The sequence below is a fragment of the Mycolicibacillus trivialis genome (assembly GCF_002102395.1).
Taxonomy (GTDB): Bacteria; Actinomycetota; Actinomycetes; order Mycobacteriales; family Mycobacteriaceae; genus Mycobacterium; species Mycobacterium triviale.
In genome coordinates, this window is record NZ_LQPZ01000018.1 from 1 (window position 1) to 23,236 (window position 23,236).

The following is a 23,236-nucleotide window of genomic DNA, read 5'->3' on the forward strand; positions in this document are numbered from 1 at the left end:
GAGCGCCCGCCCCGGCACCGGCTCCCGCGCCTGCGCCCGCCCCGGCCGCCGCGCCGCCCCCGCCGGGGCCGCCGCCGATCCCGGCCGGCCCGGAACTCTACGCCTACATGGTGGCCAACATGGGCATGGAAGCGCAGGCCGGCGCCGAGGCGCGAGCCCGACGCAAGCGGCCGACACCGGATGCCGCCGCGGCCCCGGCCGCCGCAGCCGCCACCGAGGAACAGCAGGCGGTACGCCGCAAGCGACGGCACGCCAAGGCCGAACAACTCGGCCGCGGCTACGAGTACATGACCCTGGACCAGGAGCTCGACGGCCCGCCACTGCCGGGCGGGCCGGGCGTCTCGGCGAGCGGCGCGGGAACACTCGGGTTCGCCGGGACCGCAGCCAAGGACGACGGCCGGCGCGCCGGTGGTCTGACGGTGCTCGCCGACGATCAGGGCGACGGGGTGACCGGCGCCCCGATGATGCCGAGCACCTGGGACACCCGCACCGACTGACCGCGGGTCACCCGCCGCTGCAGGTGATCCGCTTGCCGGTGCGGTCCAGCGGGTCGGGTTCCAGGCCGAGGAACTCCGCGCGCAGCTTGTCCCACAGCTCCAGCTGCTCCCACACCGGCTCGTCGCGCAGCTGCTGGTCGTTGGTCAAAAACGGATTCGGCAACATCACGGTCATCAGCTGGTCGTCACGGCCGTTGAACAGCCGGACGCCCCAGGAGTTGGGGTCGCCGTCGCGGCCGTAGCGGCGGTACAGCTCCGCGCGGGCGCACTGGCGGATCTTGCGCAGCTCGCGCGGCGCCCCGAGGTGCCGGCCGATGCACAGGTGGAAGTGCCAGCGGCCGAAGTCGACGGTGGCGTAACCGTCGAGCACCGAGATCTTCTTCGGTGCGTTCGGGGCGGCGACCTCCCACGCGGCACCCTGGATGAGGACACCGAACCAGATCTCGTTCCAGTACTCGTCGAAGCACAGGTGCAGCAGCTTCAGCAGGCTGTCCTGGTCGGTCGGCAGGGGCCAGCTCTGCTCCCTGCCGCCGTCCTCGGTCTCGATGATGGCCGGCTCGGCCACGCTGCTGCTGGTCATGACGTTCCTCCTGTGTCGTCGAGGTCGCGAGGCGGCCGGTCGGGAACGGCCCTGCGCCGCTCCGACGATAACGCGCCGCCGCGCCGGCCACGCCGGGCATCGCCGAATCGCCGGCGCGGCCGTTGCGACCCGGGCGCCCGCAGCGCAGCAAAAGCGTGCGAAGATCGGGACACCATGACTTCCGCGCGTCGACCCCGGGTGTTCTCCGGTGTACAGCCCACCTCCGATTCACTGCACCTCGGCAACGCGCTCGGCGCGGTCAGTCAATGGGCCGGGCTGCAGGCCGACCACGACCCGTTCTTCTGCGTGGTCGACCTGCACGCGATCACCATCCCGCAGGACCCGGCCACCCTGCGCCGGCGCACCCTGCTGACCGCCGCGCAGTATCTGGCTTTGGGCATCGACCCCGAGCGCAGCACCGTCTTCGTGCAGAGCCACGTCCCGGCGCACACCGAACTGGCTTGGGTGCTGGGCTGTTTCACCGGGTTCGGGCAGGCGTCCCGGATGACGCAGTTCAAGGACAAGTCGCTCAAGCAGGGTGCCGACTCCACCACGGTGGGCCTGTTCACCTACCCGGTGCTGCAGGCCGCCGACGTGCTCGCCTACGACACCGATCTGGTGCCGGTCGGCGAAGACCAGCGTCAGCATCTGGAACTGGCCCGCGACATCGCCCAGCGGTTCAACGCCCGGTTCCCCGACACCTTCGTCGTGCCCAACCTGCTCATCCCCAAGGCGACCGCGAAGATCTACGACCTGCAGGACCCGTCGGCGAAGATGAGCAAATCCACCGCGACCGACGCCGGACTGATCAGCCTGCTCGACGACCCGGCCAAGACCGCCAAGAAGATCCGCTCGGCGGTCACCGACAGTGAACGCGAGATCCGGTTCGACCCCGAGGCCAAACCCGGGGTCTCCAACCTGCTGACCATCCAGGCCGCGGTCACCGGCGCCGACGTGGATAAACTCGTCGACGGCTACGCCGGCCGCGGTTACGGCGATCTGAAGAAGGACACCGCCGAGGCGGTCACCGAGTTCGTCGCCCCGATCAAGAACCGGGTCGACGAACTCATCGCCGACCCCGCGCAACTGGAGGCGGTGCTCGCCGCCGGGGCGCACCGCGCCACCGAGGTCGCCACCGCCACGATCGCCCGCACCTACGACCGATTGGGCTTTCTGGGGGCGCGATGAGCGAGGCGAGCAAACCCGGACTCCTCGAGCGGCTGCGGGAACGCTACCGCTGGCTCGACCGGGTGCTGCGCGCCCAACAGCGTTACACCGAATGCCAGGGCAACTTCTACGCCGCCGGGCTGACCTATTTCACGATCTTCGCGCTGTTCCCGATCCTCATGGTCGCCTTCGCCGCCGGTGGTTTCCTGCTGGCCAGCCGCCCCGACCTGCTCGGCACCATCGAGGAGCACATCCGTTCGTCGGTGTCGGGCAAATTCGGTGAGCAGCTCATCGACTTGATGGACGTGGCGATCGACTCCCGCGCCTCGGTCGGGATCATCGGTTTGGCGGTCGCCGCCTGGGCCGGGCTGAGCTGGATGGACAAGCTGCGCGAGGCGCTGAGCCAGATGTGGGAGCAGCGCGTCGAACTGCCCGGTTTCGTCAAGCGCAAGCTCTCCGACCTCATCGCGATGCTCTCGGCGTTCGTGGCGATGGCGCTCACCCTGGCGCTGACCGCGCTCGGCGACCCGGGCCTGATGGCCGCCGTGCTGCGTTGGGTCGGTATCCCGCACGTCTCGGCGCTGGGCGGCGTGCTGCGCGCGGCGTCGCTGCTGGTGTCGCTGCTGGTGTCGTGGATGCTGTTCACCTGGATGATCGCGCGACTGCCGCGCGAATCGGTCAGCTTCGTCAGCTCCCTGCGGGCCGGACTGTTGGCCGCGGTCGGGTTCGAGGTGTTCAAGCAGTTCGCCTCGATCTATCTGAAGTCGGTGCTCAACAGCCCCGCCGGCGCCACGTTCGGCCCGGTGCTGGGTCTGATGGTGTTCGCCTACGTCACCGCACGATTGGTGCTGTTCGCCACCGCATGGGCGGCGACATCCGAGGAGAACCTGCTCGCCGCGCCGGTGCTGCCACCCAACCCGGTGGTGATCTCGCCGCGAGCACAGCCCCGCCCGGAACTGCGGGCCTGGCAGGCGGTGAGCGCGGCGGCCGCCGGCGCGATCGGCGCCCTGGGCCTCTCCCGGGCGCTACGGCGCCGTTGACTCAGGCCACCAGCCGCAACCCGATGACGCAGCCGATCACGCCCGTGATGAGCAATATCTTGGCCACCGACGCCGTCTCGTTGCCGGTCATCATCGCGTAGGCGACCGTCAGCGAGGCGCCGATCCCCACCCACACCGCATAACTGGTCCCGGTGGGCAGTTCGCGCATCGCGATCGCCAGCCCCACCACCGACAGCACCGAGAACACCGCGAACACCAACGACGGCACCAGTCGGGTGAACCCGTCCGAGCGCCCCAACGCGGTGGCCCACACCGCCTCCAAGGCGCCGGAGAACACCAGAATGAGCCAGGCCATCACACACCTCCGTGACGCCGTCTTGTCGCTGGCCGGGTACGGCGCCCCTCGTCCGGTGTCAGATTCTGACCGCCCGACGCTAGCAGAGACTCCCGGCGCACTACCGCCAGGCGCCGTCGACCATGACCCGGCTCACCCGCAGATCCCGGTCCAGCACAACGAGGTTCGCCCGCGCACCCGCACCCAGGACACCGACGCCGGGCAGTCCCAGTGCGCGTGCCGGAGTGGTCGCGGTCATCTGCACCGCCGCGAGCAGCGCGGCGTCGTCGCCGGCCGGGCCGGTGGTGGCGCCGCGGCCGTGGCCGGCGGTGTGGTCGACCACCGCCCGGAAGACGGCGTCCATGGTGGCGGTGCTGCCGGCGATGGTGTCATCCCCGGTGACCCGGGCGATCCCGTCGGTGACCGTCACGTCGCACTCGCCCAGCCGGTAGCGGCCGTCGCCGCACCCGGCGGCGGCCATCGCGTCGGTCACCAACGCCACCCGCGCCGGCCCGGCTGCCGCGATCACGGTGCGGATCACCGCCGGATGCAGATGGACGCCGTCGGCGATGAGTTCCACGCACACCCCGGGATCCTCGAGCAGGGCGGCGATCGGGCCCGGGTCGCGGTGGTGCAGTGGGCGCATCGCGTTGAACAGGTGGGTGGCCACGGTGGCGCCGGCATCGATCGCGGCGCGGGTCTGGGCGTACTCGGCGTCGGTGTGCCCGACCGCGACGACGACACCGGCCTGCACGAACCGATCGACCGCATCGAGTGCGCCGGGTAGCTCCGGGGCCAGGGTCACCATCCGGATGGTGCCGTCCGCGGCGGCCAGTAGCGTGTCGATCTCGACCGGGTCGGGGTTGCGCAACTGCCGAGCGTCGTGGGCGCCGCACCGGGCCGCACTCAACCACGGTCCCTCCAGGTGGATCCCGGCGATGTGGCCGGCGCGGGTGGCGGCGCCGAGCACTCCAGTCGCGTCGAGCAGGTCCGCTGGGCTTGCGCTGACCAGGCTGGCCAGCGTGGTGGTGGTGCCGTGGGAGCGGTGAAAGTCGGCCGCCTGCTCCGTTGTTGACGCGGTGGCGTCCGGGTAGGACGCGCCACCGCCGCCGTGACAGTGCATGTCGACGAAACCGGGCACGACGATCGCGTCGGGCAGTGCGGTGTCGACCGGCCGCGGTGGGGAGTCGGGACCCACGTCATGGATCATCCCGTCGGCGATCTGCAGCCAACCCGGCCGATGCACCTGCCCGTCGACGACAACGGTGCCCGCGCTGATCGTCGTGTTCACCGCGGGACCGCCGCCGCATCGGTGTCGTCGGGCCAGCGGCACTCGTTCTCCCAGTAGTGTCGGATCTCCTCGAGCTGACGGCCCTTGGTCTCCGGGGCGTAGCGGTAGACGAAACCGAAACTGAGCAACGCCATCACGCCGAGGAACCCGAACGTGACCGCGCCGCCGAATGATTCGAGCAGTGACAGGAACCCGCCCACGATCACCGCGTTGGCGACCAGGTTGGCGGTGAGCATCGCCGAGGACCCCATCGAGCGCAGCCGGGCGGGCAGGCTCTCCCCGGCATAGACCCACACCATGGCCCCGAACCCGAACGTGTAGCCGACCGTGAACAGCAGCACGCCACCGAATTTCAGCACCGGCAGCGCCTCCGCGCCTGCGGCGTCGGATGCGAACACCGCGACCAGGACCAGGTTCGCCAGGACCATCACGGCGATGCCGATGAGCAGGATCGGGCGGCGGCCTAGCCGGTCCACCAGCATCAGCGAGGTGAACACCGCCGCCAGGGCAGCGGTTTGGACCAGTGCGGGCAACACCAGCAGCGCGAAATGACCGGTGAAGCCCAGGGTCGCGAAGATGCGTGGACTGTAGGCGACGATCGCGTTGATCCCGGTGATCTGGATGAAGAACCCGAGGGTGACGACGAACAGTGTCGCCCGCAGGTAGGGCAGCCGCAGCATCTCGCGGAGCACGCCGACGTTCTCGGCCCGTTCTTCGCGCAGTGCCCGGTCGATCTCGGCGAGTTCGGTGTCGGCGTCGGCGCCGGGCTCGATTCCGCGCAGGGTGCGACGGGCCTCGTCGAACCGGCCCTTGAGCAGGTACCAGCGGGCGGTGTCGGGCACCCGGGGCAACAGGGCGAGCACCAGCACCGCGGGCACCGCGGCCAGCCCCAGCAACAGTCGCCAGCTGCCGAAACCGGCCAGCAGGTAGCCGATCAGGTAGCCGGCGATGAGCCCGCACACCGTCGCCAAGCCGTAGGAGACCAGCAGGGAGCCGCGCACCGCCGCGGGCACCGACTCGGCGACGAACACCGGAACCACCACGATCGCCACACCGATGGCCACCCCGAGCAGCAGTCGGGCGACCACCAGCATCGGAATCGACACCGCCGCAGCGCTGATCGCCGCCAGCAATGCGTAACCGGCCGCCACCCCGACCAGGCACTTCTTGCGTCCGATGGCGTTGGCCAGCCAGCCGCCCGCGGCGGCGCCGACGATCTCGCCGAGCACGACGGCGATCACCACGACCTCCAGCGCCACCGCGGTCAGCTGGTAGTCGGACTCCAGGAACAGCAGCGCGGTCGCGAGGGTGGCCAGGTCGTAGCCGTAGAGGAAGCCGATGCCGGCGGCGGTGACGGCGACGGTCAACGTCAGCGGCGAGGAGCGCCGCAGTTCGGTCAGTGCCCCCACAGCCCGCTCCTCCCGCTCGGTCGATGTGGTGGAGAAGTTACCGTCGGGCACCGCCACGCCGGGAGGCCGGTGTCAGGCCTGGATGCCGCGGCGGTTCATCGACCGCGCCACCAGCATCAGCGCGAAGACGATCAGGGTGCCGATGACGGCGACCCCCACCCGGACCGGCACGGTGTCGGCCGGGGCCAGTAGGGCGGCGGCGCGTCCGTCGGCGACGCTGGTCGCCGGGTCGGCGGCCGGGGCCAGCAGTGCGGGGTCCGGGTCGACCAGGGAGCCGATCTGGGTGCCCGGCGGGGTGGCGAACCCGTAGTCGAGCAACCGGGCGGCCTGCTCCCACGGCGCGATGGGCTGGCGGGTGCCGCGCAGCAGCACCGCCACCAGCCGGCGGCCGTCGCGTTCGGCCGCACCGACGAAGGTCTGACCCGCGTCGTCGGTGTAGCCGGTCTTGCCGCCGAGCGCCCCGGGGAAGTTGTAGAGCAACTGGTTGTCGTTCTCCAGCACGTAGCCGGGACTGTCGCCGTGGCCGGGGAAGTCGAAGGTGCGGGTGGCGACGATACCCGCGAAGGTCGGGTCGCTCCAGGCGTAACGGTAGAACAGGCCGATGTCGTAGGCCGAGGTGCTCATCCCCGGTCCGTCCAGGCCGGACGGGGTGGCGGCGCGGGTGTCGCGCCCGCCGAGCCGGGCGGCGAGCTCGTTGATCTTGTCGATCGCCACCGGCATGCCGCCGAGCTGGACCGCCAGCGCGTGGGCGGCGTCGTTGCCCGAGTGCATCAGCAGGCCGTGCAACAACTGGTTGACGGTGAACATGCCGCCGGGTGCGACGCCGACCTTGGTGCCCTCGGCGGCCGCGTCCTCGGCGGTGCCGGCGACCGGCTTGTTGATGTTGAGTTCCCTGATCGCGGCCATCGCGGTGAGCACCTTGATGACCGAGGCCGGGCGGTGCCTGCCGTGCGGGTCGCGCGCGGCGATGACCGCGCCGCTGTCCAGGTCGGCCACCAGCCAGGCCTCCGCGGAGACGTCGCCGGGCACCGGCGGCGTGTCGGGTGCGGTGATCACCCCGCAGCCGGCCAGCGCGTCACCGCCGACCGGCTTGGCCGGCACCGGCAGCGGTGCGGGCGGGTCGCCGGCCTGCGGGACCTCCGAGGAGTCCACCGCGGGCGGCGTGGTGACCCGGTAGGGGCAGTTGTCGGCGCCGGCGGCCGGGTTGGGTGCGGCATCGGCGACAGCGGGCAACGCGATCGGGGCGGCCACCAGCAACAGCGCCGCCAGGCAGGTGGCGGCGCGGGGCATGACCGCGGAGCGCAACGAGACCATCGTGTGTGCACAGTAGGCACTCGACGCCCGAAAACGGGGGAGCCACGCTGTTGCCAGTGTTACGGAAGTGGCAAATTTAGGTCAGCAGGCCAGGTCGGCCAGCGCCACGTGGCCGACCGCCGAGTAGCTGATCGACCCCATCCACAACCGGCCGTCGGCCTCCACCAGGCCGGTGACGACACCGAAGTCGGGTTGCGTGGTGCGTAGCCCGGCCACCGGGGCGCCGCTGTCGGCATCGAACGCGACCGCCCACACCTCCGGCTCAATCTGCGGCTGCAGCCGGTCCGGGAGCCGCCACACCACCTGCCGCAGCAGCGGTGAGCGGGGCAACAGCCATTCCAGCCGGGTGTTGACCGGGGTGACCATGGCGGTCCAGATCCGGCCGTCCGCGCCGGTGGACAGGTTGTCGGGCATGCCGGGCAGGTGGAGCGCCAGCGGGCTGACCGTGCCCGCCTGCGGGCCGGACAACCAGTACTTCGACAGCCGCCGGCCCTGGGTCTCGGCGAACACCAGCGCCGTCTGGTCCGCGGTGACCGTCACCCCGTTGGCGAAGTAGAGCCCGTCGACCACGGTGGTGACCGAACCGTCGGTGTCCAGCCGGAACAGGGCGCCGCTTCCGCGGGCCTCGAGGATGCCGGCGGTGAAGTCCTCGAAGTGCCAGTCGGCGGTGGACTCGGTGAAATAGATGGTGCCGTCGGCGGTTTCGGTGACGTTCGAGCAGAACACCAGCGGTCGGCCGGCCACTTCCGCCACCAGGGTCTCCAGCGAGCCGGCGGCGGGATCGAGTGCGAGCAAGCCGCGGTGGCTGTCGCAGATCAGCACCCGCCCGTCTCGGGCGACGTGCAAACCCAGTGGCCGCCCGCCGGTTTCGGCGACGACGGTCGGCTCGCCCCCGTCGGTCCCGAAGCGCACAATGCGCCCGTCGACCAACCCGGTCCACAACCGGCCGTCGGCGTCGACGACGACGTCCTCCGGGCCGTGGCCGGGCAACGGCACCACGGTCGCGGCCGGCGACGGCAACCGGGGGAGGGGATCGACGGGCGGCGGCTGCCAGCGCACCGGACGGATCCGTGGTTTGGTCATCGAACCTCAATTCACAGGTGGCCTGGCCGCCTCGACCGTACAACCGGTCCCGGCGGTCGGGGGTGAGAACAGCCGGTTCAGAGCACGAACGGGATCAGGGCCTTGCGGTCGGTGGGGTAGTCGGGGAACTTCGTCGCGTACCAGCGTTGGGTGGCCAGCGCCCGCGGGACCAGGTTGCCCGCGGTGATCAGCAGGATCGCGACCCCGGGCAGCGCCCAGGTGAGGATGGCGAACCCGGTCCAGGCGATCAGTTCGCCCAGGTAGGCCGGGCTGGTGACGAAGCGGAACCCGCCGCCGTAGGGGATGCGGTACTCGGCTCCGCCGGGATCGTTCTTGTCGCGCAGGTTGCGCACGATCGCCTCGGAGTTGACCAGCAGCGCGAACCCGGCGAGATAGACGGCCAAGCCCACCAGGAACCGCGGGTCGGTCAGCCACTGCGTGCCGTACCGGCCGAAATAGTCGTGGCTGAACAGCGCTCCGTTGAGGTAGCCGTGCATCGAGGTGACCAGCATGCCCATCACCACGACCGAGACGTTGAACGTGCTGCGCTTGCCGGGCACCTGCCGGATCGCCAGCGGGAAGAACCAGCCGCGGTTGGCGTAGTGCAGCGCCCAGATGCCGGCGAGCACCAGCGACGTGGGCTCGAAGCGGGCCGGGCCGGACAGGTAGGCGACGGCGAACACCACCGTCGCCGGGATCTCCATCAGCCACCACCCGAACTTCGGGTTCAGGTTGAAGCCGAGCGTGGTCGAAGAGAACCGCCCGTAGGAACTCTGCCCGAAGAATCCGGCGATGATCACGAAGGCGGCGAAGACGAACGCCGCGGTCAGGATGGCGTCGTAGCCGGTGTGGCCGGTGTACCAGTGCATGTTTGGGGTCTATCACGTCGGCGTGGCGGCCGGGCTACTCGGTGCGGTGTCGAGCGTGTGCCCAGTGCGAAAAGATCGGTGATCTTTCGCAGGAGGTGCACGTTGGCGGGCGCCTCTAGGCTGGTGCCATGCGCGCGGCGCCGACCGAGGAGTTCGAGGCTTTGCGCCCCCATCTGCTCGCGGTCGGCTACCGGGTCACCGGAACCGTCGTCGACGCCGAGGACGCGGTGCAGGAGGCCTGGCTGCGCTGGGACGCCGCCGACCGGGCGGCGATCGTCGACCCGCGGGCCTGGCTGACCACGGTGGTCAGCCGGGTCGGGTTGGACCGGCTGCGCTCGGCGGCGCACCGCCGCGAGCACTACGTCGGCGAATGGCTGCCCGAACCGGTGGTGACCGGCTTCGGGGAGAGCGAACCGCTGTCGGCGGTGGTGGCCGCCGACGACGCCCGGTTCGCGGCGATGGTGGTGCTGGAGCGACTACCGCCCGACCAGCGGGTGGCGTTCGTGCTGCACGACGGGTTCGCGGTGCCGTTCGCCGAGATCGCCGACGTGCTGGGCACCAGCCCGGCGGCGGCCCGGCAGTTGGCGTCGCGAGCCCGCAAGGCGGTGGCCGCCGACCCACCGCCGCAACCCGACCCCGCCCACGACGAGGTGGTCGGTGAACTGATGGCGGCGATGGCGGCCGGGGACCTGTCGGCCGTGGTGGCGCTGCTGCACCCGAAGGTGACGTTCGTCGGGGACGCCAACCGTCGGGCGCCGACGGCCACCCGGGCCATCCGGGGTCCGGAGAAGGTGGCCCGGTTCCTGTTCGGGTTGGCGCGGCGCTACGGGCCGACGTTGGTGCAGGCCAACCAGTTGGCGATGGTCAACGGCGAGCTGGGCGCCTACACGCCCGGCGCCCCGGCCGCGGAGGGTTTCGCCCCGCTGCTGCCGCGCATCACCGCGATGACCGTGCGGGACGGAAAGATCTACGCGGTGTGGGACGTCGCCAACCCGGACAAGTTCACCGGTTCTCCGCTGCGGGATCGGTAGTGGCCCACGGCACCCGGCAGGCGTCACCGGTGCTGAAGCCCTGCTCGGTGATGCCGAGCGCGCAGTACATCCGGGCCCGCATGTTCTCCACGCCGATCTGGTAGGTCAGCTCGATCACCCCGGCGTCGCCGAAGCGGGCGCGCAGGTCGGCCACCTGTCGGTCGGTGACGGTGTGTGGGTCGGTGGTGATCGCGTCGGCGTAGGCGATGGCGGCGCGTTCGTCGTCGGTGTAGGCCGGCGAGGTGGCGTAGTCGTCGATCTCCTTGAGCCGTTCCACGTCGAGTCCGTCCAGCCGTTGGAGCATGGCGCCGAAGTCCACGCACCACGAACAGCCGATCGTGCGGGCGGTCCAGAAGACCGCCAGCTCGCGCACGCCCGCGGGCAGGACCCGCGAGCCGCTGTCCAACAGGGCTTCGTGCACGCCGTTGGCGACCAGCAGCCGGGGGTGGTGGGCGGCGACGGCGAACGGTTCGGGCACCGCGCCGAAGCGTCGGCGCGCGTAGCGGTAGAGCAGGCGCGCCAGCGGGTTGGCGTGTGCGGGCGGTAGCGGAGCGATGCGTGGTGTTGTGGTCATACCCGCTAGACGAGATAGCCCGCAGAAGTGTGACGGCCCCGCCGTCGCACCCAGCCCGCCCGCCGAGCGTGCGCACAGGCTCACGTTCGGCGCCGAGCGTGAACCTGTGCGCACGCTCGGCAGTGGGGGAGGGCTCAGCGTGCGCACGCTCGGCAGTAGGGGAGGGCTCAGCGCGCGAACATCAGCGCGCGCTTGACCTCCTGGATCGCCTTGGTGACCTCGATACCGCGCGGGCAGGCCTCGGTGCAGTTGAAGGTGGTGCGGCAACGCCACACCCCGTCGACCTCGTTGAGGATGTCCAGGCGCTCGGCGGCGGCCTCGTCGCGGCTGTCGAAGATGAACCGGTGCGCGTTGACGATCGCCGCCGGACCGAAGTAGCTGCCCTCGCTCCAGAACACCGGGCAGCTGGTGGTGCAGATCGCGCACAGGATGCACTTGGTGGTGTCGTCGAAGCGGGCGCGGTCCTCGGGGCTCTGGATCCGCTCGCGGGTCGGCTGGTTGCCGGAGGTGACCAGGAACGGCTTGATCGCCCGGTAGGCGTCGAAGAACGGCTCCATGTCGACCACCAGGTCCTTCTCCACGGGCAGACCGCGGATCGGCTCGATGGTCAGGGTCAACTGCTTCTTGGGGTTTTTGGGCAGCATGTCGCGCATCAGCACCTTGCAGGCCAGCCGGTTGTGGCCGTTGATGCGCACCGCGTCCGACCCGCACACGCCGTGGGCGCAGGAGCGCCGGAAGGTGAGGGTGCCGTCGAGGTAGCTCTTGACGTAGATCAGCAGGTTGAGCACCCGGTCGGTGGGCAGGCACGGTACCCGGAAGCTCTGCCACCCGGCGGCGTCGGGGTTTTCCGGGTTGAAGCGCGCGATCTTGAGGGTGACCATCACCGCGCCCTCGGGGATCGGTGGCAGTGGCGGGTCGCCCGGCTCGGGGGAGTCGATCACGGCGCCCTGGGAACGTGCCGGAGGAGTCATCAGTACTTCCGCTCCTTGGGTTCGTAACGGGTCTGGACGACGGGCTTGAAGTCCAGCCGGATATCGCTGCGCAGCTCTGCGCCTTCCTTGTAGGCCATGGTGTGCTTCATGAAGTTGGCGTCGTCGCGGTCGGGGTAGTCCTCGCGGGCGTGCCCGCCGCGGGATTCCTTGCGGTTGAGCGCACCGACGACGGTCACCTCCGCCAACTCCAGCAGGAAGCCCAGCTCGATGGCCTCCAGCAGGTCGGAGTTGAACCGCTTGCCCTTGTCGTGGACGGTGATGTGGGCGTAGCGGTCCTTGAGGGCGTGGATGTCGTTGAGCGCCTGGGTCAGCGTCTCCTCGGTGCGGAACACCGCGGCGTTGTTGTCCATGGTCTGCTGCAGCTCACCGCGGATGTCGGCGACCCGCTCGTGGCCGTGGTCGGACAGGATGTGCGCCACCCAGTCGGCGACCATCGCCGACGGGTTCTCCGGCATCGGCACGAAGTCGTTTTCGAGCGCGTACTCCGCAGCGGCGATCCCCGCGCGACGGCCGAACACGTTGATGTCCAGCAGCGAGTTGGTGCCCAGCCGGTTGGCGCCGTGCACCGACACACACGCGCACTCACCGGCGGCGTAGAGGCCCGGAACGACCGAGGTGTTGTTGCGCAGCACCTGGCCGGTGACGGTGGTGGGGATGCCGCCCATGATGTAGTGGCAGGTCGGGTAGACCGGCACCAGTTCGGTCACCGGGTCCACCCCCAGGTAGGTGCGGGCGAACTCGGTGATGTCGGGCAGTTTCGCCTCCAGCACGTCGGCACCGAGGTGGCGGACGTCGATGTAGACGTAGTCCTTGTTCGGGCCCGCACCGCGGCCCTCGAGCACCTCCAGCACCATCGAGCGGGCGACGATGTCGCGCGGCGCCAGGTCGACGATGGTGGGCGCGTAGCGCTCCATGAACCGCTCGCCGTCGGCGTTGAGCAGCCGGCCGCCCTCGCCGCGCACCGCCTCGGAGATCAGGATGCCCAGGCCGGCCAGACCGGTCGGGTGGAACTGGTGGAACTCCATGTCCTCCAGCGGCAGTCCCTTGCGGAACACCACGCCCATCCCGTCGCCGGTCAGGGTGTGGGCGTTGGAGGTGGTCTTGTACATCCGTCCCGAACCGCCGGTGGCGATGATGACCGACTTGGCGTGGAAGACGTGCAGCTCGCCGGTGGCCAGCTCGTAGGCGACGACGCCGGAGGTCACCGGGCCGCTGGGGGTCTCGGTCAGCAGCAGGTCCAGGACGTAGAACTCGTTGAAGAACTCGACGTCGTGTTTGACGCAGTTCTGATAGAGGGTCTGCAGGATCATGTGACCGGTGCGGTCGGCGGCGTAACAGGATCGGCGCACCGGCGCCTTGCCGTGCTCGCGGGTGTGACCGCCGAACCGCCGCTGGTCGATGCGGCCCTCGGGGGTGCGGTTGAACGGCATCCCCATCTTCTCCAGGTCGAGCACCGCGTCGATGGCCTCCTTGGCCATGATCTCCACCGCGTCCTGGTCGGCCAGGTAGTCACCGCCCTTGACGGTGTCGAAGGTGTGCCATTCCCAGTTGTCGTCTTCGACATTGGCCAGCGCCGCGCACATGCCGCCCTGAGCGGCCCCGGTGTGGCTGCGGGTGGGGTAGAGCTTGGTCAACACCGCGGTGCGCGCCCGCGGGGCGGCCTCCACCGCCGCGCGCATGCCGGCGCCGCCGGCGCCGACGATCACCACGTCGTATCGGTGTTCGCTAATCAACTGCAATCCTTAGGAGATGTTGGCGTCGAACGTCAGGAGCACGTAGGTGCCCAGCACCAGGGTGAACACCATCGACACCAGCAGCAGAGTGTTCAGCCAGAACCGGGTGGAGTTCTTGCGGGTGTAGTCGCCGATGATCGTGCGCATCCCGTTGGCGCCGTGCAGCTGGGCCAGCCACAGCAGCAGCAGATCCCAGATCTGCCAGAACGGGGAGGCCCACCGCTGGGCGATGAAGTTGAAGTCGATCCGGTACACGCCCCGGTCCCACATCAGCATGATGAACAGGTGGCCGAGCACCAGGAACACCAGCACGGCCCCGGAGAACCGCATGAAGATCCAGGTGTACTTCTCGAAGTTCGGCATCGCGGTGTGCCTGCGCGGGGAGCGCGGGTTCCCGAAGCTGGCGGGGCTGTCGAAGCTGTCCTGGATCACCGGGGCGTGCTGACCACGCCCGAGTTGCAGGTCCGGCCGGTTCATCCGAAGTGTCCGATCATGTGAATGGCGATGACGACGGTCGCCGGCACCATCACCAGCAGCCAGATGACCGCGATCGTCCAGAGCATCGTGCGCTGATGGCGCGGGCCTTCCTCCCAGAAGTCGATCAGGATCACCCGCACCCCGTTGAGACCGTGATAGAGCACCGCGGCCACCAGGCCCAGCTCCATCAGGCCGACCAGCGGCGTCTTGTACGTCTCGATGACCTGGTTGTAGATCTCCGGACTGATCCGCACGACGGCGGTGTCCAGCACGTGCACGAACAGGAAGAAGAAGATCGTCGCGCCGGTGATGCGGTGCAGCACCCAACTCCACATGCCGGGGTCGCCCCGGTACAGGGTGCGGCGAGCCCGCCGCGTACGCCCCCGCGTGGCCGGCGTCGCCGGGTCAGCGGATGCCGCCGTCGTCATCAGCGCCTCCAACATCATCGGTCTGGAACCGTCATTTGGACTCTAGTCCCACCCTGATGGCCGAACGAAACGTGTTGGCCCGATCGGAGTTGACGCCGACGGAAGTTAGGGTTGCTTGTGTGAGGTGGCCAACACGACGACCGGACCGATCGAGTGCGTCTCAACGACGCGGTAGAGCGCGGCGATGAGCGCGGAGATCGACTGGAACCTGTTGCGTCACAAGGCCGTCGAAGTATCGAACCACGCGTATGCGCCGTATTCGGGACTGCGGGTAGGGGCTTCGGCGCTCACCGACGACGGCCGGGTCGTCACCGGCTGCAATGTGGAGAATGTCTCATATGGACTCAGCCTCTGCGCCGAATGCGGTGTGGTCAGCGCCCTACACGCCGGCGGGGGCGGGCGGCTTCGCGCGCTGGTCTGCGTCGCCGCCGGCGGTGCGACCCTGATGCCGTGCGGGCGGTGCCGGCAGCTGCTGTGGGAGAACGGCGGACCGGAGTTGCTGATCGATCATCCCGCCGGCCCGCGCAGGCTTGCCGACCTGCTGCCCGCGCCGTTCGGCCCCGACGACCTGCCCGCGCCGCGGTGAGCGCGCGTTTCGACGCGCCGACGCTCATCGGCGTCAAACGCGACGGCGGCCGGCTGCCCGACGAGGCGATCGACTGGCTCATCGCCGCCTACACCGACGGCCGCATCGCCGATGCGCAGATGGCCGCGCTGCTGATGGCGATCTACCTGCGCGGCATGGACGCCGCCGAAACGGCCCGCTGGACCGCCGCGATGACCGACTCCGGCCGGCGGCTGGACTTCCGGGACCTGCGCCGCGGCGGTGCGCCGTTGCCCACCGTCGACAAGCACTCCACCGGCGGCGTCGGCGACAAGATCACCCTGCCGCTGGTGGCGGTCATCGCCGCCTGCGGCGCCGCCGTCCCGCAGGCCTCCGGGCGCGGGCTGGGCCACACCGGCGGCACGCTGGACAAGCTGGAGTCGATCGCCGGGTTCGACCCGAGGCTGTCACCGGCCCGCATCGCCGCGCAGCTGCGCGACGTCGGTGCGGCCATCTTCGCCGCCGGCGATCTGGCGCCCGCCGACGCGAAACTGTATGCGCTGCGCGACATCACCGGCACGGTGGCCTCCCTGCCGCTGATCGCCAGCTCGGTGATGAGCAAGAAACTGGCCGAGGGCGCCGGCGCGCTGGTCCTCGACGTCAAGGTCGGGACGGGGGCGTTCATGACCGATCCGGGCCGAGCCGCGCAGCTGGCGCGCACCATGGTCGGCCTGGGCCGCGCGCACGACGTCCCGGTCACCGCACTGCTGACCGACATGAACACTCCGCTGGGGCGTACCGCGGGCAACGCGCTGGAGGTCGCCGAAGTGCTCGAGGTGCTCGCCGGCGGCGGGCCGCCGGATGTGGTGGAGCTGACGGTGCGGCTGGCCGCCGAAATGCTGGCCCTGGCCGGAATCGACGGCCGCGACCCGGCTCAGACGCTCGCCGACGGCACCGCGATGGACCGCTTCCGGGCGATGATCGCCGCGCAGGGCGGCGACCCGGAGGCGCCGCTGCCGGTGGCCGCGCACCGGGAGACGGTGACCGCGACCCGCGATGGCGTCATGGGCCCCATCGACGCGATGGCGGTGGGCCTGGCGGTGTGGCGACTGGGCGCGGGCCGGTCGGGTCCCGGCCAGCCGGTGCAGCACGGCGCCGGGATCGTCATCCACCGCCGTCCCGGCGAGCCGGTCGCGGCGGGGGAGCCGGTGTTCAGCCTGTACACCGATACCCCGGACCGCTACCCTGCGGCGATGGCCGAACTGGACGGTGGCTGGAGCGTCGGCGACACGGCCCCGGAGTTGCGGCCGCTGATCATCGATCGGATCGTTGAGCCATGACGACGCCGTTGACCCTCGAGACGATCCGGCAGGCCCCCAAGGCGCTGCTACACGACCACCTCGACGGCGGGCTGCGCCCGGCCACCGTTTTGGAGATCGCCGAGCAGATCGGCTACCGCGGGCTGCCCGCCGACGACGCCGACGAGTTGGCCGCCTGGTTCCGCACCCGCTCGCACAGCGGATCCCTGGAGCGCTACCTGGAACCGTTCTCCCACACGGTGGCGGTGATGCAGACCGCCGACGCGCTGCACCGGGTGGCCCGCGAGTGCGTCGAGGACCTGGCCGACGACGCGGTGGTCTACGCCGAGGTGCGCTTCGCCCCGGAGTTGCACATCGATCGGGGGCTGTCCTTCGACGAGATCGTCGAGGCGGTGCTCGCCGGCTTCGTCGAGGGGGAGCGGATTGCCGCCGCGGCCGGCCGGCCGATCACGGTGCGGTTGCTGGTGACCGCGATGCGCCATGCGGCGGTGTCCCGGGAGATCGCCGAGTTGGCGATCCGGTTCCGTGACCGCGGTGTGGTGGGCTTCGACATCGCCGGTGCGGAGGCCGGGCACCCGCCGACCCGGCACCTGGACGCCTTCGAGTACATGCGTGACCACAACGCCCGGTTCACCATCCACGCCGGGGAAGCCTTCGGGCTGCCGTCGATCCACGAGGCGATCGCGTTCTGCGGGGCCGATCGGCTCGGGCACGGCGTGCGCATCGTCGACGACATGGTGGTCGCCGAGGACGGGTCGGTGCGGTTGGGGCGGCTGGCCTCGATCCTGCGGGACAAGCGGATCCCGCTGGAGATGTGCCCGTCGTCGAACGTGCAGACCGGCGCGGTCGGCTCGATCGCCGAGCATCCCTTCGACCTGCTCGCCCGCACCCGATTCCGGGTCACGGTCAACACCGACAACCGGCTGATGAGCGACACCACCATGAGCCGGGAGATGCTGGTGCTGGCCGAGACCTTCGGTTACGGCTGGAGCGATCTGCAGCGGTTCACGATCAACGCGATGAAGTCGGCGTTCATCCCGTTCGACGAGCGGTTGGCGATCATCGACGACGTGATCAAACCGCGCTACGCGGTCTTGGTGGGCTAGGGATCTTGGTGGGCTGAGCCGCACCGTTGGGCTGAGCCGTCCCGCTGGGTTGACCGGCCCCCGAAAACACCGCAGGCCCGGGCGGCTATCGGTGGATAGCGGCCCGGGCCTGCTGGTGTGAACGTCGGGGTTTAGCCCTCGGCGCCCTCTTCGGGGTTCTCGACGACGACGGCTTCCTCGTCGCCCTCGGCCCACGTCACGGTGCCGTGCTCGAAGGTTGTCTGCTTCTGGCCCTCGGCGTTGGTGGTCTCGTCGCTGGTCGGGTAGCCCAGCTCACCCTGCGAACCGCCCAGCTCGTTCCACTTGTCGCGGATCTTGCCCCACACCACGTAGGACTTCTCCTTGTGGACGATGACGCCGTCCTCGAACTGCTGGTAGACACCACCGTCGGGGTTGGTGACCGCATCGTCGATCGGCGCGCCCAGGTTGGTGCGGGCGGTCTCATCGAGCGAGTTGTACTTCTCCAGGATGACACCCTCGACGGTGTACTCGGTGCCGTCGGGACCCGCGATCTGGGTGGAGCTCGCAGCGGCGCTGGTCTCGGTGGCGGTGGTCTCGGACGCCATGATGGACGACGTCACCGAGCTCGCCGAGCTGGCGATGTCCTTGGCGTTGTCCTTGGCCTCGTCGCTGCTGCACCCGGAACCGATGAGTGCAAACCCGGTGACCGCCGCGGTGATGGCGGCGGCCCGTTTCGTTGCCTGTCGCATGCTGCTCCTCTCGAGTTGATAGGCGCCCCTGGTCGAGGCAACCCTGCGCGAGCGTATCGCGAGCGTATACGGACCCGCAGTGCAGGGCCACAGATTGCGTCAACTCCGCAGGTGAAGCTATTCGCGGCGGAGGCGCGATTCGACGAATCGCTCCAGTTTCTCCCATTGTTTGACAGCCTCGGCAAACGGGCCGGACAGGGTCCGCCCGGCGTCGGCGTCGAGCACCCGGGAGACCAATTTGCCCAGGGGTTGGCCGTCGGCGAGGGTCTTGTCGATGACGTCGTCCTCGGCGTAGTCGCCCACGTCACGCAGCAATTCCACGGCCAGCTCCAGCTGGTCGCGGTCGATGGCCTCGGGGCCGTCGGCCAGGTCGTCGGCGATGCCGGTGAGCACGTAGACGTTGTTCTCGGTGATCGCCACCTCCAGCGAACCGTCGGTGGCCGCGGTGCGGATGTCCTCGTAGGTGCTCAGGTTCGACAGGTCGTGGTCGTGCTCGTCGGCCAGGTAGCGGGCCAGCGCGCGTTCGGAGGTAAACACGCTGACCCGGCCGTTGCGGCCTAGGAACAGTGGACGGTCGTCGAAGTAGCAGCGCAGGGTGTAGAAGGTGCCGGCCGCGGTCATGATCTGGATCGGGTCGATACCGACCTTGCCCCAGAAGTCCTCGTCGCTGCCCAGCACCACGGTGTCGGCGGCGGCGCGGGCCTCGGCGGCGGGCGCGGTTTCCGTCTCGACCTGTTCGACGACGTCCTCGACGTCGGGTTCCTCGTCGGCTTCGGCCTCCGCGGGAGCAGGTTCGGCAAGCTCGTCGGCGGCCCGGCCGGCGGCGGCGCTGTCCACCTGCGGGGTCGTCACCAGTGCGTCGATCGCGTCGAGCACGGTGTCCCAGTTGCGCGAGATGACCTCGCCGATCGCATGCCAGCGGGCCAGCCCGGCGCGGCCACTGAAGTGGTCGAAGCCGCTGGTCACCGTGCCGAGGCTGGGGTTGCCGTTGAAGAACCGGGTCACCGGCGCCAGCTCGCACACCGACCCGATCGAGGACACCACGGCCAGCGCGCCGGCCAGGGCGCGCACCGACTTCTTGGTCGGGTCCTCGGCGAGCCACTCCTCGACGGCGACCAGGTCGAAGCGGTAGTTCTTGCCCGGGTCGAGCCGGTGGGCGTTGGCCTCGGTCAGCGCGGCCCACTTGGGGTGGTCGGTGAGGTCGTTGTCGCGGTCGGTGCGCACGAAGGCGACCAGGTCGGCGACGCTGTCGAAGCCGTAGAGGTCCTCGTCTTTGCCCAGGAACGCCTCCCACTCGTCGGCGCCGTCGCGCCAGCGCGGCGCCCACAGCGTGTAGCGGTCGCCGGCGGTCAGGCTCAGGCGAATCGGGAGGAGGTCAGCAGCCATGCGGCACAGGATAACGACGGCCGCCTCGTGAGCGGCCAGCCGACCCGGTTGTCTTCCCGCCGCGAGTGAAGGTTGTCTTCTCGCCGCCCCGCCCCGATCCACCCCGATCGAGTGAAGCCTGAGGGAGGTCCGGGAGCGAAAATTCCGCCCTGGAGCTTCACTGGGTGCGCGTTGACGAGCGAAAACCTGTCATTTGCGACCCGGTGGGCCTACGATTCAGGCGAATTTCAGCAAGGGCGGTCGGGATGGGTGCGATGACGGCGGCGCGGGCGCGCTCGTTGGCGGCAGCGGTGGTCGTGCTCGTCTGTGCTTTTGCGCTCGCAGGGCTGCCGATGTCCGCGCTGTCGACACGGGTGGAGCGGTTCGTCGCCGACGTGGTGCTGCTGGCCGGTGATGTGCTGGCTGATCCGGTGTCGGTCGACATGGGCTGGGTGATGGGCGGGACATTCGACCCCGACCCAGTGGCCGCAGGCTACTACCAGACTGTTGTCGACGGGATCCTGCAGCACAGCGTCAACTTCAACGCCGACGCGGTCGTTTCACCGCTGTGGACGCCGGAACAGGTTTGGCCGCTCTTCGGTGACCTGACGTTCGGGGAGTCGGTGGACCAGGGTGCGGCGATATTGAAGACCGCGATCCTCCAGGGTGGCGGCACATTGCAGCAGATCCCGGGATATCCGATCCCGGGACCGCTGGGAAACGCCGACACCGGAGTGGTGTTCGGCTACTCCCAGAGCGCCACCGCGGCGACCAAAGCGATGGGCGCGCTGCACCAAGGGCTCGCCCACCCAGAGAACCTGCACTTCGTGCTGGCCGGCAACCCCAACAATCCGCTCGGCGGCATCCTCACCCGTTTCGACTTCCCGGACAGCCCGATCACCGGAGCGGCGCGGACGGTGCCGCTGCTGAACATCCCGCTCGGCATCGGGCCGACCCCCACCGACCTGTTCCCGACCGACATCTACACCGCCGAATACGACGGGTGGGCCAGCTTCCCGCAGGACCCCACCAACCTGCTCGCCGACCTCAACGCGCTGGCCGGCATTTTGACGGTGCACTCGGTCTACAAAGACCTCGATCCCGCCGATGCGTTCGTGCTCGGCACGGCCGATCAGACGGTCTTCCACATGATCCCCACCAAGGAACTGCCGATCCTGTGGCCGCTCTATCAACTCGGCGAGCCGGGCAAGGTGCTGGCCTCGGCGCTGGAGCCGGGACTGCGGCTCGGCATCAACTGGGGGTACGGCAACCCGGGCATGGCGTTCGACGGCGTCGGCGCAGACGGGATCGGACCGTGGGCGGTCAACGCGCTCGGCGACCTCTCGGCAATCCAGTCCGACCAGTTCGTGGCGGGTTCGGGTTCGGCCGGCTTCCTGCCGATGATGGATCCGCTGCAGATGCTGATGGGCATCCAGGAAGCCGGCGCCCACACCTTCCTCAACCCGGTCGAGGACATCTTCGATCTTGCGGGCCTGGGCACCGTTCCAGCCTGGTTCACCGATGCACTGCATCTACCGATCGGCCTGACCCAGTCGATCGACCAGTGGGTCATGGCCGGTTGGAACGACCTGATCACTTCGCTGGACCTGTCCACGCTGTTCGGCACCGGCCTGCTCTGGCACGAGATCTTCGACGGGCTGCCGCTGATCTCCGGCGCGCCGGTCATGGCCGGGGTGGGCCTGGTGTTCGACCTGCTGAACGCGGTCATCCCGATCCCGTAGGGCGAAACGGCGCCGGAACCCGCGCTCGCCGATCCGGAAAAAATTCGGGACAGCGGCGGTGCGTGAGGCGCATGATGTTCGCTGTTGTTGTTCTCCAGGTCGTGGAGGTCGGGGTGACTGGCGTGCGCTGGCACGCGCTGGGTGCGCTTTCTGTTGCGCTCGCCTGCGCCGCCACGGTCGGCATCCGCCCGGACGCCGGGCTGCGTGCGGTCGCCCAAGTGGAGAACCTCATCGCCGACGTCACGTTGCTGGCAGAGGATGACGTCGCCGGCGGTTTGGGTCTGATCATGGGCGGAACCGGTAACCCGACCCCCGACACCGCGTATTTCGACTTGGTCCGGGAGCTGTACCTGGAGCCGCGCTTCGACATCCCGCTGGACAACTACCACGCGTTGGTCACACCGGAGCAGTTCTGTCCGATCGTCTGCACCCCGGCGGGCGCAGCGCCCGGCGGTCTTCCGGACTGGGGCCTGCCCGAGCCGCTGGACCCGGCCGACTACCCGCCGCAGCTGAGCTTCGGCAGTTCGGTGTACACCGGGGCGGGGATCTTGAGCAATGCGATCCGGGAGAACATCGAGACCTTGGCCCAGGGCGATCCGCTCGCGGTGTTCGGCTACTCACAGAGCGCGGTGATCTCCACCGTGGTGATGCAGGACCTGATCGCCAAGGCCGGCACCGACGGCTACCCCACCCTGGACGAGTTGGCCAACCTGCACTTCGTTCTGATCGGCGATCCCAACGATCCGCTCACCGGGTTGTTGACCCGCTTTCAATTCCCGGCCGGCATCGAGGCGTTCAATCCGTTCGCCAGTGCGGCCCAGCACCTGCCGTTTCTCAACGTCCCGTTGGGGATCGGGCCGACTCCCACCGATGTCATCCCCACCGACATCTACACCGCCGCCTACGACGGATGGGCGAACTTCCCGGCCGACCCGACCAACCTGCCCGCCGTGCTCAACGCGCTCATGGGCATCCTCTATGTGCACGCCGGCTACGGCATCCTCGACCTGGACAACGCCGTCGACGTGCCGCTCAGCGAGCTCACCACCCTGCACCTGCTCTCCTTCGCGAGACTGCCGCTGCTGGCGCCGTTTTACGAGGCCGGCGGTCTCGCCACGACGTTCGGCGACGCCCTGCAGCCGGGCCTGCAGCTGGGGATCAACTGGGGTTACGGCAACCCGGGCGATTTGGCGGTCAGCCAGCTCGCCGACCAGGCCGGCGACGCCGTGGTCGGGCCGTGGGCCGTCGACGCCTCCGGCGAGCTCGCGAAAGGCTCCGGGCTGGCCGGGTTCATCCCGATGATGGATCCGCTGCAGATGCTCGCGGGCGCCCAGCTTGCGGGGCTGGACACCATCGGGCCGGTCGACACGATCCTGAAATCCATCGACCCCGCCCTGGGGCTCCCGGACTGGCTCGACGACGGCCTGCACTGGACCTACGACCTCACCAACCAACTCGATCAGTTCCTGCTGTCGGGCTGGACCGACCTGATCGGGATGCTGCAGACCGCACTCAACGACCTCGGCCTCAACGTGACCGATCTTCTCGGCGTGATCGGCCCCGACGCCGTCTTCGACGGGCTGGCGCTGATCTCCGGGGCGCCGGTGATCGACGCGGTCGGGTTGATCTTCGACCTGTTCAACTTCTTCGGCGCCTGAGCCGCCGCGCCG

23 protein-coding genes and 1 riboswitch are annotated in these 23,236 nt (G+C 69.7%); of the genes, 9 read left to right on the plus strand and 14 right to left on the minus strand.

Annotated elements, in window-relative coordinates:
* The coding region (locus AWC30_RS17780) for a PPW family C-terminal domain-containing PPE protein (RefSeq protein WP_474623359.1) at positions 1 to 497 on the plus strand (497 nt) is incomplete at its 5' end.
* Positions 498 to 504: 7 nt separating this feature from the next.
* Here the strand turns inward: AWC30_RS17780 and AWC30_RS08325 are convergent.
* Positions 505 to 1,077, minus strand: coding sequence for a DUF7676 family protein (locus AWC30_RS08325; RefSeq protein WP_085109734.1), 573 nt, complete (start codon positions 1,075 to 1,077; stop codon positions 505 to 507).
* Between the two features lie 174 nt (positions 1,078 to 1,251).
* Between AWC30_RS08325 and trpS the strand changes: the two genes are divergently transcribed.
* Together trpS and yhjD are read left to right on the plus strand one after the other, a co-directional pair.
* Entirely contained in the window at positions 1,252 to 2,265 is a 1,014-nt protein-coding gene (gene trpS, locus AWC30_RS08330) for a tryptophan--tRNA ligase (protein WP_085109735.1), read from the plus strand.
* Entirely contained in the window at positions 2,262 to 3,284 is a 1,023-nt protein-coding gene (yhjD, locus tag AWC30_RS08335; RefSeq protein ID WP_085109736.1) for an inner membrane protein YhjD, read from the plus strand. The genes trpS and yhjD overlap by 4 nt, the downstream gene beginning before the upstream one ends.
* A 1-nt stretch (position 3,285) precedes the next feature.
* Here yhjD and AWC30_RS08340 read toward each other — a convergent pair whose 3' ends face one another.
* The 6 genes from AWC30_RS08340 to AWC30_RS08365 form a co-directional block, all read right to left on the minus strand.
* Entirely contained in the window at positions 3,286 to 3,600 is a 315-nt protein-coding gene (locus AWC30_RS08340) for a DMT family transporter (protein ID WP_085109737.1), read from the minus strand.
* A gap of 11 nt (positions 3,601 to 3,611) precedes the next feature.
* Positions 3,612 to 3,675, minus strand: a riboswitch (guanidine-III (ykkC-III) riboswitch).
* 25 nt (positions 3,676 to 3,700) lie between these two features.
* A complete protein-coding gene (nagA, locus tag AWC30_RS08345) occupies positions 3,701 to 4,870 on the minus strand; it encodes an N-acetylglucosamine-6-phosphate deacetylase (protein ID WP_085109826.1) in 1,170 nt (389 codons plus the stop codon).
* Positions 4,867 to 6,336, minus strand: a complete 1,470-nt coding sequence (locus AWC30_RS08350) for a sugar porter family MFS transporter (RefSeq protein ID WP_272937748.1) — start codon at positions 6,334 to 6,336, stop codon at positions 4,867 to 4,869. The genes nagA and AWC30_RS08350 overlap by 4 nt, the downstream gene beginning before the upstream one ends.
* A 15-nt stretch (positions 6,337 to 6,351) precedes the next feature.
* On the minus strand, positions 6,352 to 7,569 hold the full coding sequence (gene dacB1 / locus AWC30_RS08355) for a D-alanyl-D-alanine carboxypeptidase DacB1 (RefSeq protein WP_109561994.1): 1,218 nt from the start codon (positions 7,567 to 7,569) through the stop codon (positions 6,352 to 6,354).
* Positions 7,570 to 7,674: 105 nt separating this feature from the next.
* Positions 7,675 to 8,676 carry an SMP-30/gluconolactonase/LRE family protein gene (locus AWC30_RS08360; protein WP_085109739.1) on the minus strand — a complete coding sequence of 334 codons (1,002 nt, stop codon included), beginning with the start codon at positions 8,674 to 8,676 and terminating at the stop codon, positions 7,675 to 7,677.
* Positions 8,677 to 8,753: 77 nt separating this feature from the next.
* Positions 8,754 to 9,545, minus strand: a complete 792-nt coding sequence (locus tag AWC30_RS08365) for a phosphatidylethanolamine N-methyltransferase family domain-containing protein (protein ID WP_085109740.1) — start codon at positions 9,543 to 9,545, stop codon at positions 8,754 to 8,756.
* A gap of 128 nt (positions 9,546 to 9,673) precedes the next feature.
* Between AWC30_RS08365 and AWC30_RS08370 the strand changes: the two genes are divergently transcribed.
* The gene (locus tag AWC30_RS08370; protein WP_085109741.1) at positions 9,674 to 10,576 is read left to right on the plus strand and encodes a sigma-70 family RNA polymerase sigma factor; all 903 of its coding nucleotides are present in this window, start codon (positions 9,674 to 9,676) and stop codon (positions 10,574 to 10,576) included.
* Here the strand turns inward: AWC30_RS08370 and AWC30_RS08375 are convergent.
* The 5 genes from AWC30_RS08375 to sdhC form a co-directional block, all read right to left on the minus strand.
* Positions 10,548 to 11,150 (minus strand): carboxymuconolactone decarboxylase family protein, encoded by a 603-nt coding sequence (locus tag AWC30_RS08375; protein WP_085109742.1) that lies wholly within the window; start codon positions 11,148 to 11,150, stop codon positions 10,548 to 10,550. The genes AWC30_RS08370 and AWC30_RS08375 overlap by 29 nt on opposite strands.
* Positions 11,151 to 11,317: 167 nt before the next feature.
* Positions 11,318 to 12,121: a succinate dehydrogenase iron-sulfur subunit gene (locus AWC30_RS08380; RefSeq protein WP_085109743.1), complete on the minus strand. Its 804-nt coding sequence runs from the start codon at positions 12,119 to 12,121 to the stop codon at positions 11,318 to 11,320.
* Positions 12,121 to 13,875 (minus strand): succinate dehydrogenase flavoprotein subunit, encoded by a 1,755-nt coding sequence (sdhA, locus tag AWC30_RS08385; RefSeq protein WP_085109828.1) that lies wholly within the window; start codon positions 13,873 to 13,875, stop codon positions 12,121 to 12,123. The genes AWC30_RS08380 and sdhA overlap by 1 nt, the downstream gene beginning before the upstream one ends.
* 9 nt (positions 13,876 to 13,884) lie before the next feature.
* Positions 13,885 to 14,352, minus strand: a complete 468-nt coding sequence (locus tag AWC30_RS08390; protein WP_085109744.1) for a succinate dehydrogenase hydrophobic membrane anchor subunit — start codon at positions 14,350 to 14,352, stop codon at positions 13,885 to 13,887.
* Positions 14,349 to 14,780 carry a succinate dehydrogenase, cytochrome b556 subunit gene (gene sdhC, locus AWC30_RS08395; RefSeq protein WP_085109829.1) on the minus strand — a complete coding sequence of 144 codons (432 nt, stop codon included), beginning with the start codon at positions 14,778 to 14,780 and terminating at the stop codon, positions 14,349 to 14,351. Before sdhC ends, AWC30_RS08390 begins: the two co-directional genes overlap by 4 nt.
* Positions 14,781 to 14,964: 184 nt before the next feature.
* Between sdhC and AWC30_RS17375 the strand changes: the two genes are divergently transcribed.
* Genes AWC30_RS17375 through AWC30_RS08410 form a run of 3 tightly spaced genes read left to right on the plus strand, consistent with a single transcriptional unit; the run spans position 14,965 to position 17,749 of the window.
* On the plus strand, positions 14,965 to 15,366 hold the full coding sequence (locus AWC30_RS17375; protein WP_165756466.1) for a cytidine deaminase: 402 nt from the start codon (positions 14,965 to 14,967) through the stop codon (positions 15,364 to 15,366).
* Positions 15,363 to 16,664, plus strand: coding sequence for a thymidine phosphorylase (locus AWC30_RS08405; protein WP_109561985.1), 1,302 nt, complete (start codon positions 15,363 to 15,365; stop codon positions 16,662 to 16,664). The genes AWC30_RS17375 and AWC30_RS08405 overlap by 4 nt, the downstream gene beginning before the upstream one ends.
* Positions 16,661 to 17,749 (plus strand): adenosine deaminase, encoded by a 1,089-nt coding sequence (locus AWC30_RS08410; protein WP_085109746.1) that lies wholly within the window; start codon positions 16,661 to 16,663, stop codon positions 17,747 to 17,749. The genes AWC30_RS08405 and AWC30_RS08410 overlap by 4 nt, the downstream gene beginning before the upstream one ends.
* 131 nt (positions 17,750 to 17,880) lie before the next feature.
* Here AWC30_RS08410 and AWC30_RS17380 read toward each other — a convergent pair whose 3' ends face one another.
* Positions 17,881 to 18,459 carry an LGFP repeat-containing protein gene (locus tag AWC30_RS17380; protein ID WP_109561986.1) on the minus strand — a complete coding sequence of 193 codons (579 nt, stop codon included), beginning with the start codon at positions 18,457 to 18,459 and terminating at the stop codon, positions 17,881 to 17,883.
* 117 nt (positions 18,460 to 18,576) lie between these two features.
* Entirely contained in the window at positions 18,577 to 19,845 is a 1,269-nt protein-coding gene (gene satS / locus AWC30_RS08420; RefSeq protein WP_085109747.1) for a protein export chaperone SatS, read from the minus strand.
* A gap of 254 nt (positions 19,846 to 20,099) precedes the next feature.
* Here satS and AWC30_RS08425 point away from each other — a divergent pair, with 254 nt between their 5' ends.
* Positions 20,100 to 21,566: a PE-PPE domain-containing protein gene (locus tag AWC30_RS08425; RefSeq protein ID WP_165756467.1), complete on the plus strand. Its 1,467-nt coding sequence runs from the start codon at positions 20,100 to 20,102 to the stop codon at positions 21,564 to 21,566.
* 113 nt (positions 21,567 to 21,679) lie between these two features.
* The gene (locus AWC30_RS08430) at positions 21,680 to 23,224 is read left to right on the plus strand and encodes a PE-PPE domain-containing protein (protein ID WP_165756468.1); all 1,545 of its coding nucleotides are present in this window, start codon (positions 21,680 to 21,682) and stop codon (positions 23,222 to 23,224) included.
* Positions 23,225 to 23,236: the final 12 nt, after the last annotated feature.

Coding starts and splice junctions, on each gene's coding strand:
- AWC30_RS08425 (WP_165756467.1), top strand. CDS start 20,100: ATGACGGCGGCGCGGGCGCGCTCGTTGGCGGCAGCGGTGGTCGTGCTC.
- sdhC (WP_085109829.1), bottom strand. CDS start 14,780: ATGACGACGGCGGCATCCGCTGACCCGGCGACGCCGGCCACGCGGGGG.
- AWC30_RS08325 (WP_085109734.1), bottom strand. CDS start 1,077: ATGACCAGCAGCAGCGTGGCCGAGCCGGCCATCATCGAGACCGAGGAC.
- AWC30_RS17375 (WP_165756466.1), top strand. CDS start 14,965: ATGAGCGCGGAGATCGACTGGAACCTGTTGCGTCACAAGGCCGTCGAA.
- AWC30_RS08380 (WP_085109743.1), bottom strand. CDS start 12,121: ATGACTCCTCCGGCACGTTCCCAGGGCGCCGTGATCGACTCCCCCGAG.
- dacB1 (WP_109561994.1), bottom strand. CDS start 7,569: ATGCCCCGCGCCGCCACCTGCCTGGCGGCGCTGTTGCTGGTGGCCGCC.
- yhjD (WP_085109736.1), top strand. CDS start 2,262: ATGAGCGAGGCGAGCAAACCCGGACTCCTCGAGCGGCTGCGGGAACGC.
- AWC30_RS17380 (WP_109561986.1), bottom strand. CDS start 18,459: ATGCGACAGGCAACGAAACGGGCCGCCGCCATCACCGCGGCGGTCACC.
- AWC30_RS08370 (WP_085109741.1), top strand. CDS start 9,674: ATGCGCGCGGCGCCGACCGAGGAGTTCGAGGCTTTGCGCCCCCATCTG.
- satS (WP_085109747.1), bottom strand. CDS start 19,845: ATGGCTGCTGACCTCCTCCCGATTCGCCTGAGCCTGACCGCCGGCGAC.
- AWC30_RS08360 (WP_085109739.1), bottom strand. CDS start 8,676: ATGACCAAACCACGGATCCGTCCGGTGCGCTGGCAGCCGCCGCCCGTC.
- AWC30_RS08340 (WP_085109737.1), bottom strand. CDS start 3,600: ATGGCCTGGCTCATTCTGGTGTTCTCCGGCGCCTTGGAGGCGGTGTGG.
- AWC30_RS08390 (WP_085109744.1), bottom strand. CDS start 14,352: ATGAACCGGCCGGACCTGCAACTCGGGCGTGGTCAGCACGCCCCGGTG.
- AWC30_RS08375 (WP_085109742.1), bottom strand. CDS start 11,150: ATGACCACAACACCACGCATCGCTCCGCTACCGCCCGCACACGCCAAC.
- trpS (WP_085109735.1), top strand. CDS start 1,252: ATGACTTCCGCGCGTCGACCCCGGGTGTTCTCCGGTGTACAGCCCACC.
- AWC30_RS08410 (WP_085109746.1), top strand. CDS start 16,661: ATGACGACGCCGTTGACCCTCGAGACGATCCGGCAGGCCCCCAAGGCG.
- AWC30_RS08365 (WP_085109740.1), bottom strand. CDS start 9,545: ATGCACTGGTACACCGGCCACACCGGCTACGACGCCATCCTGACCGCG.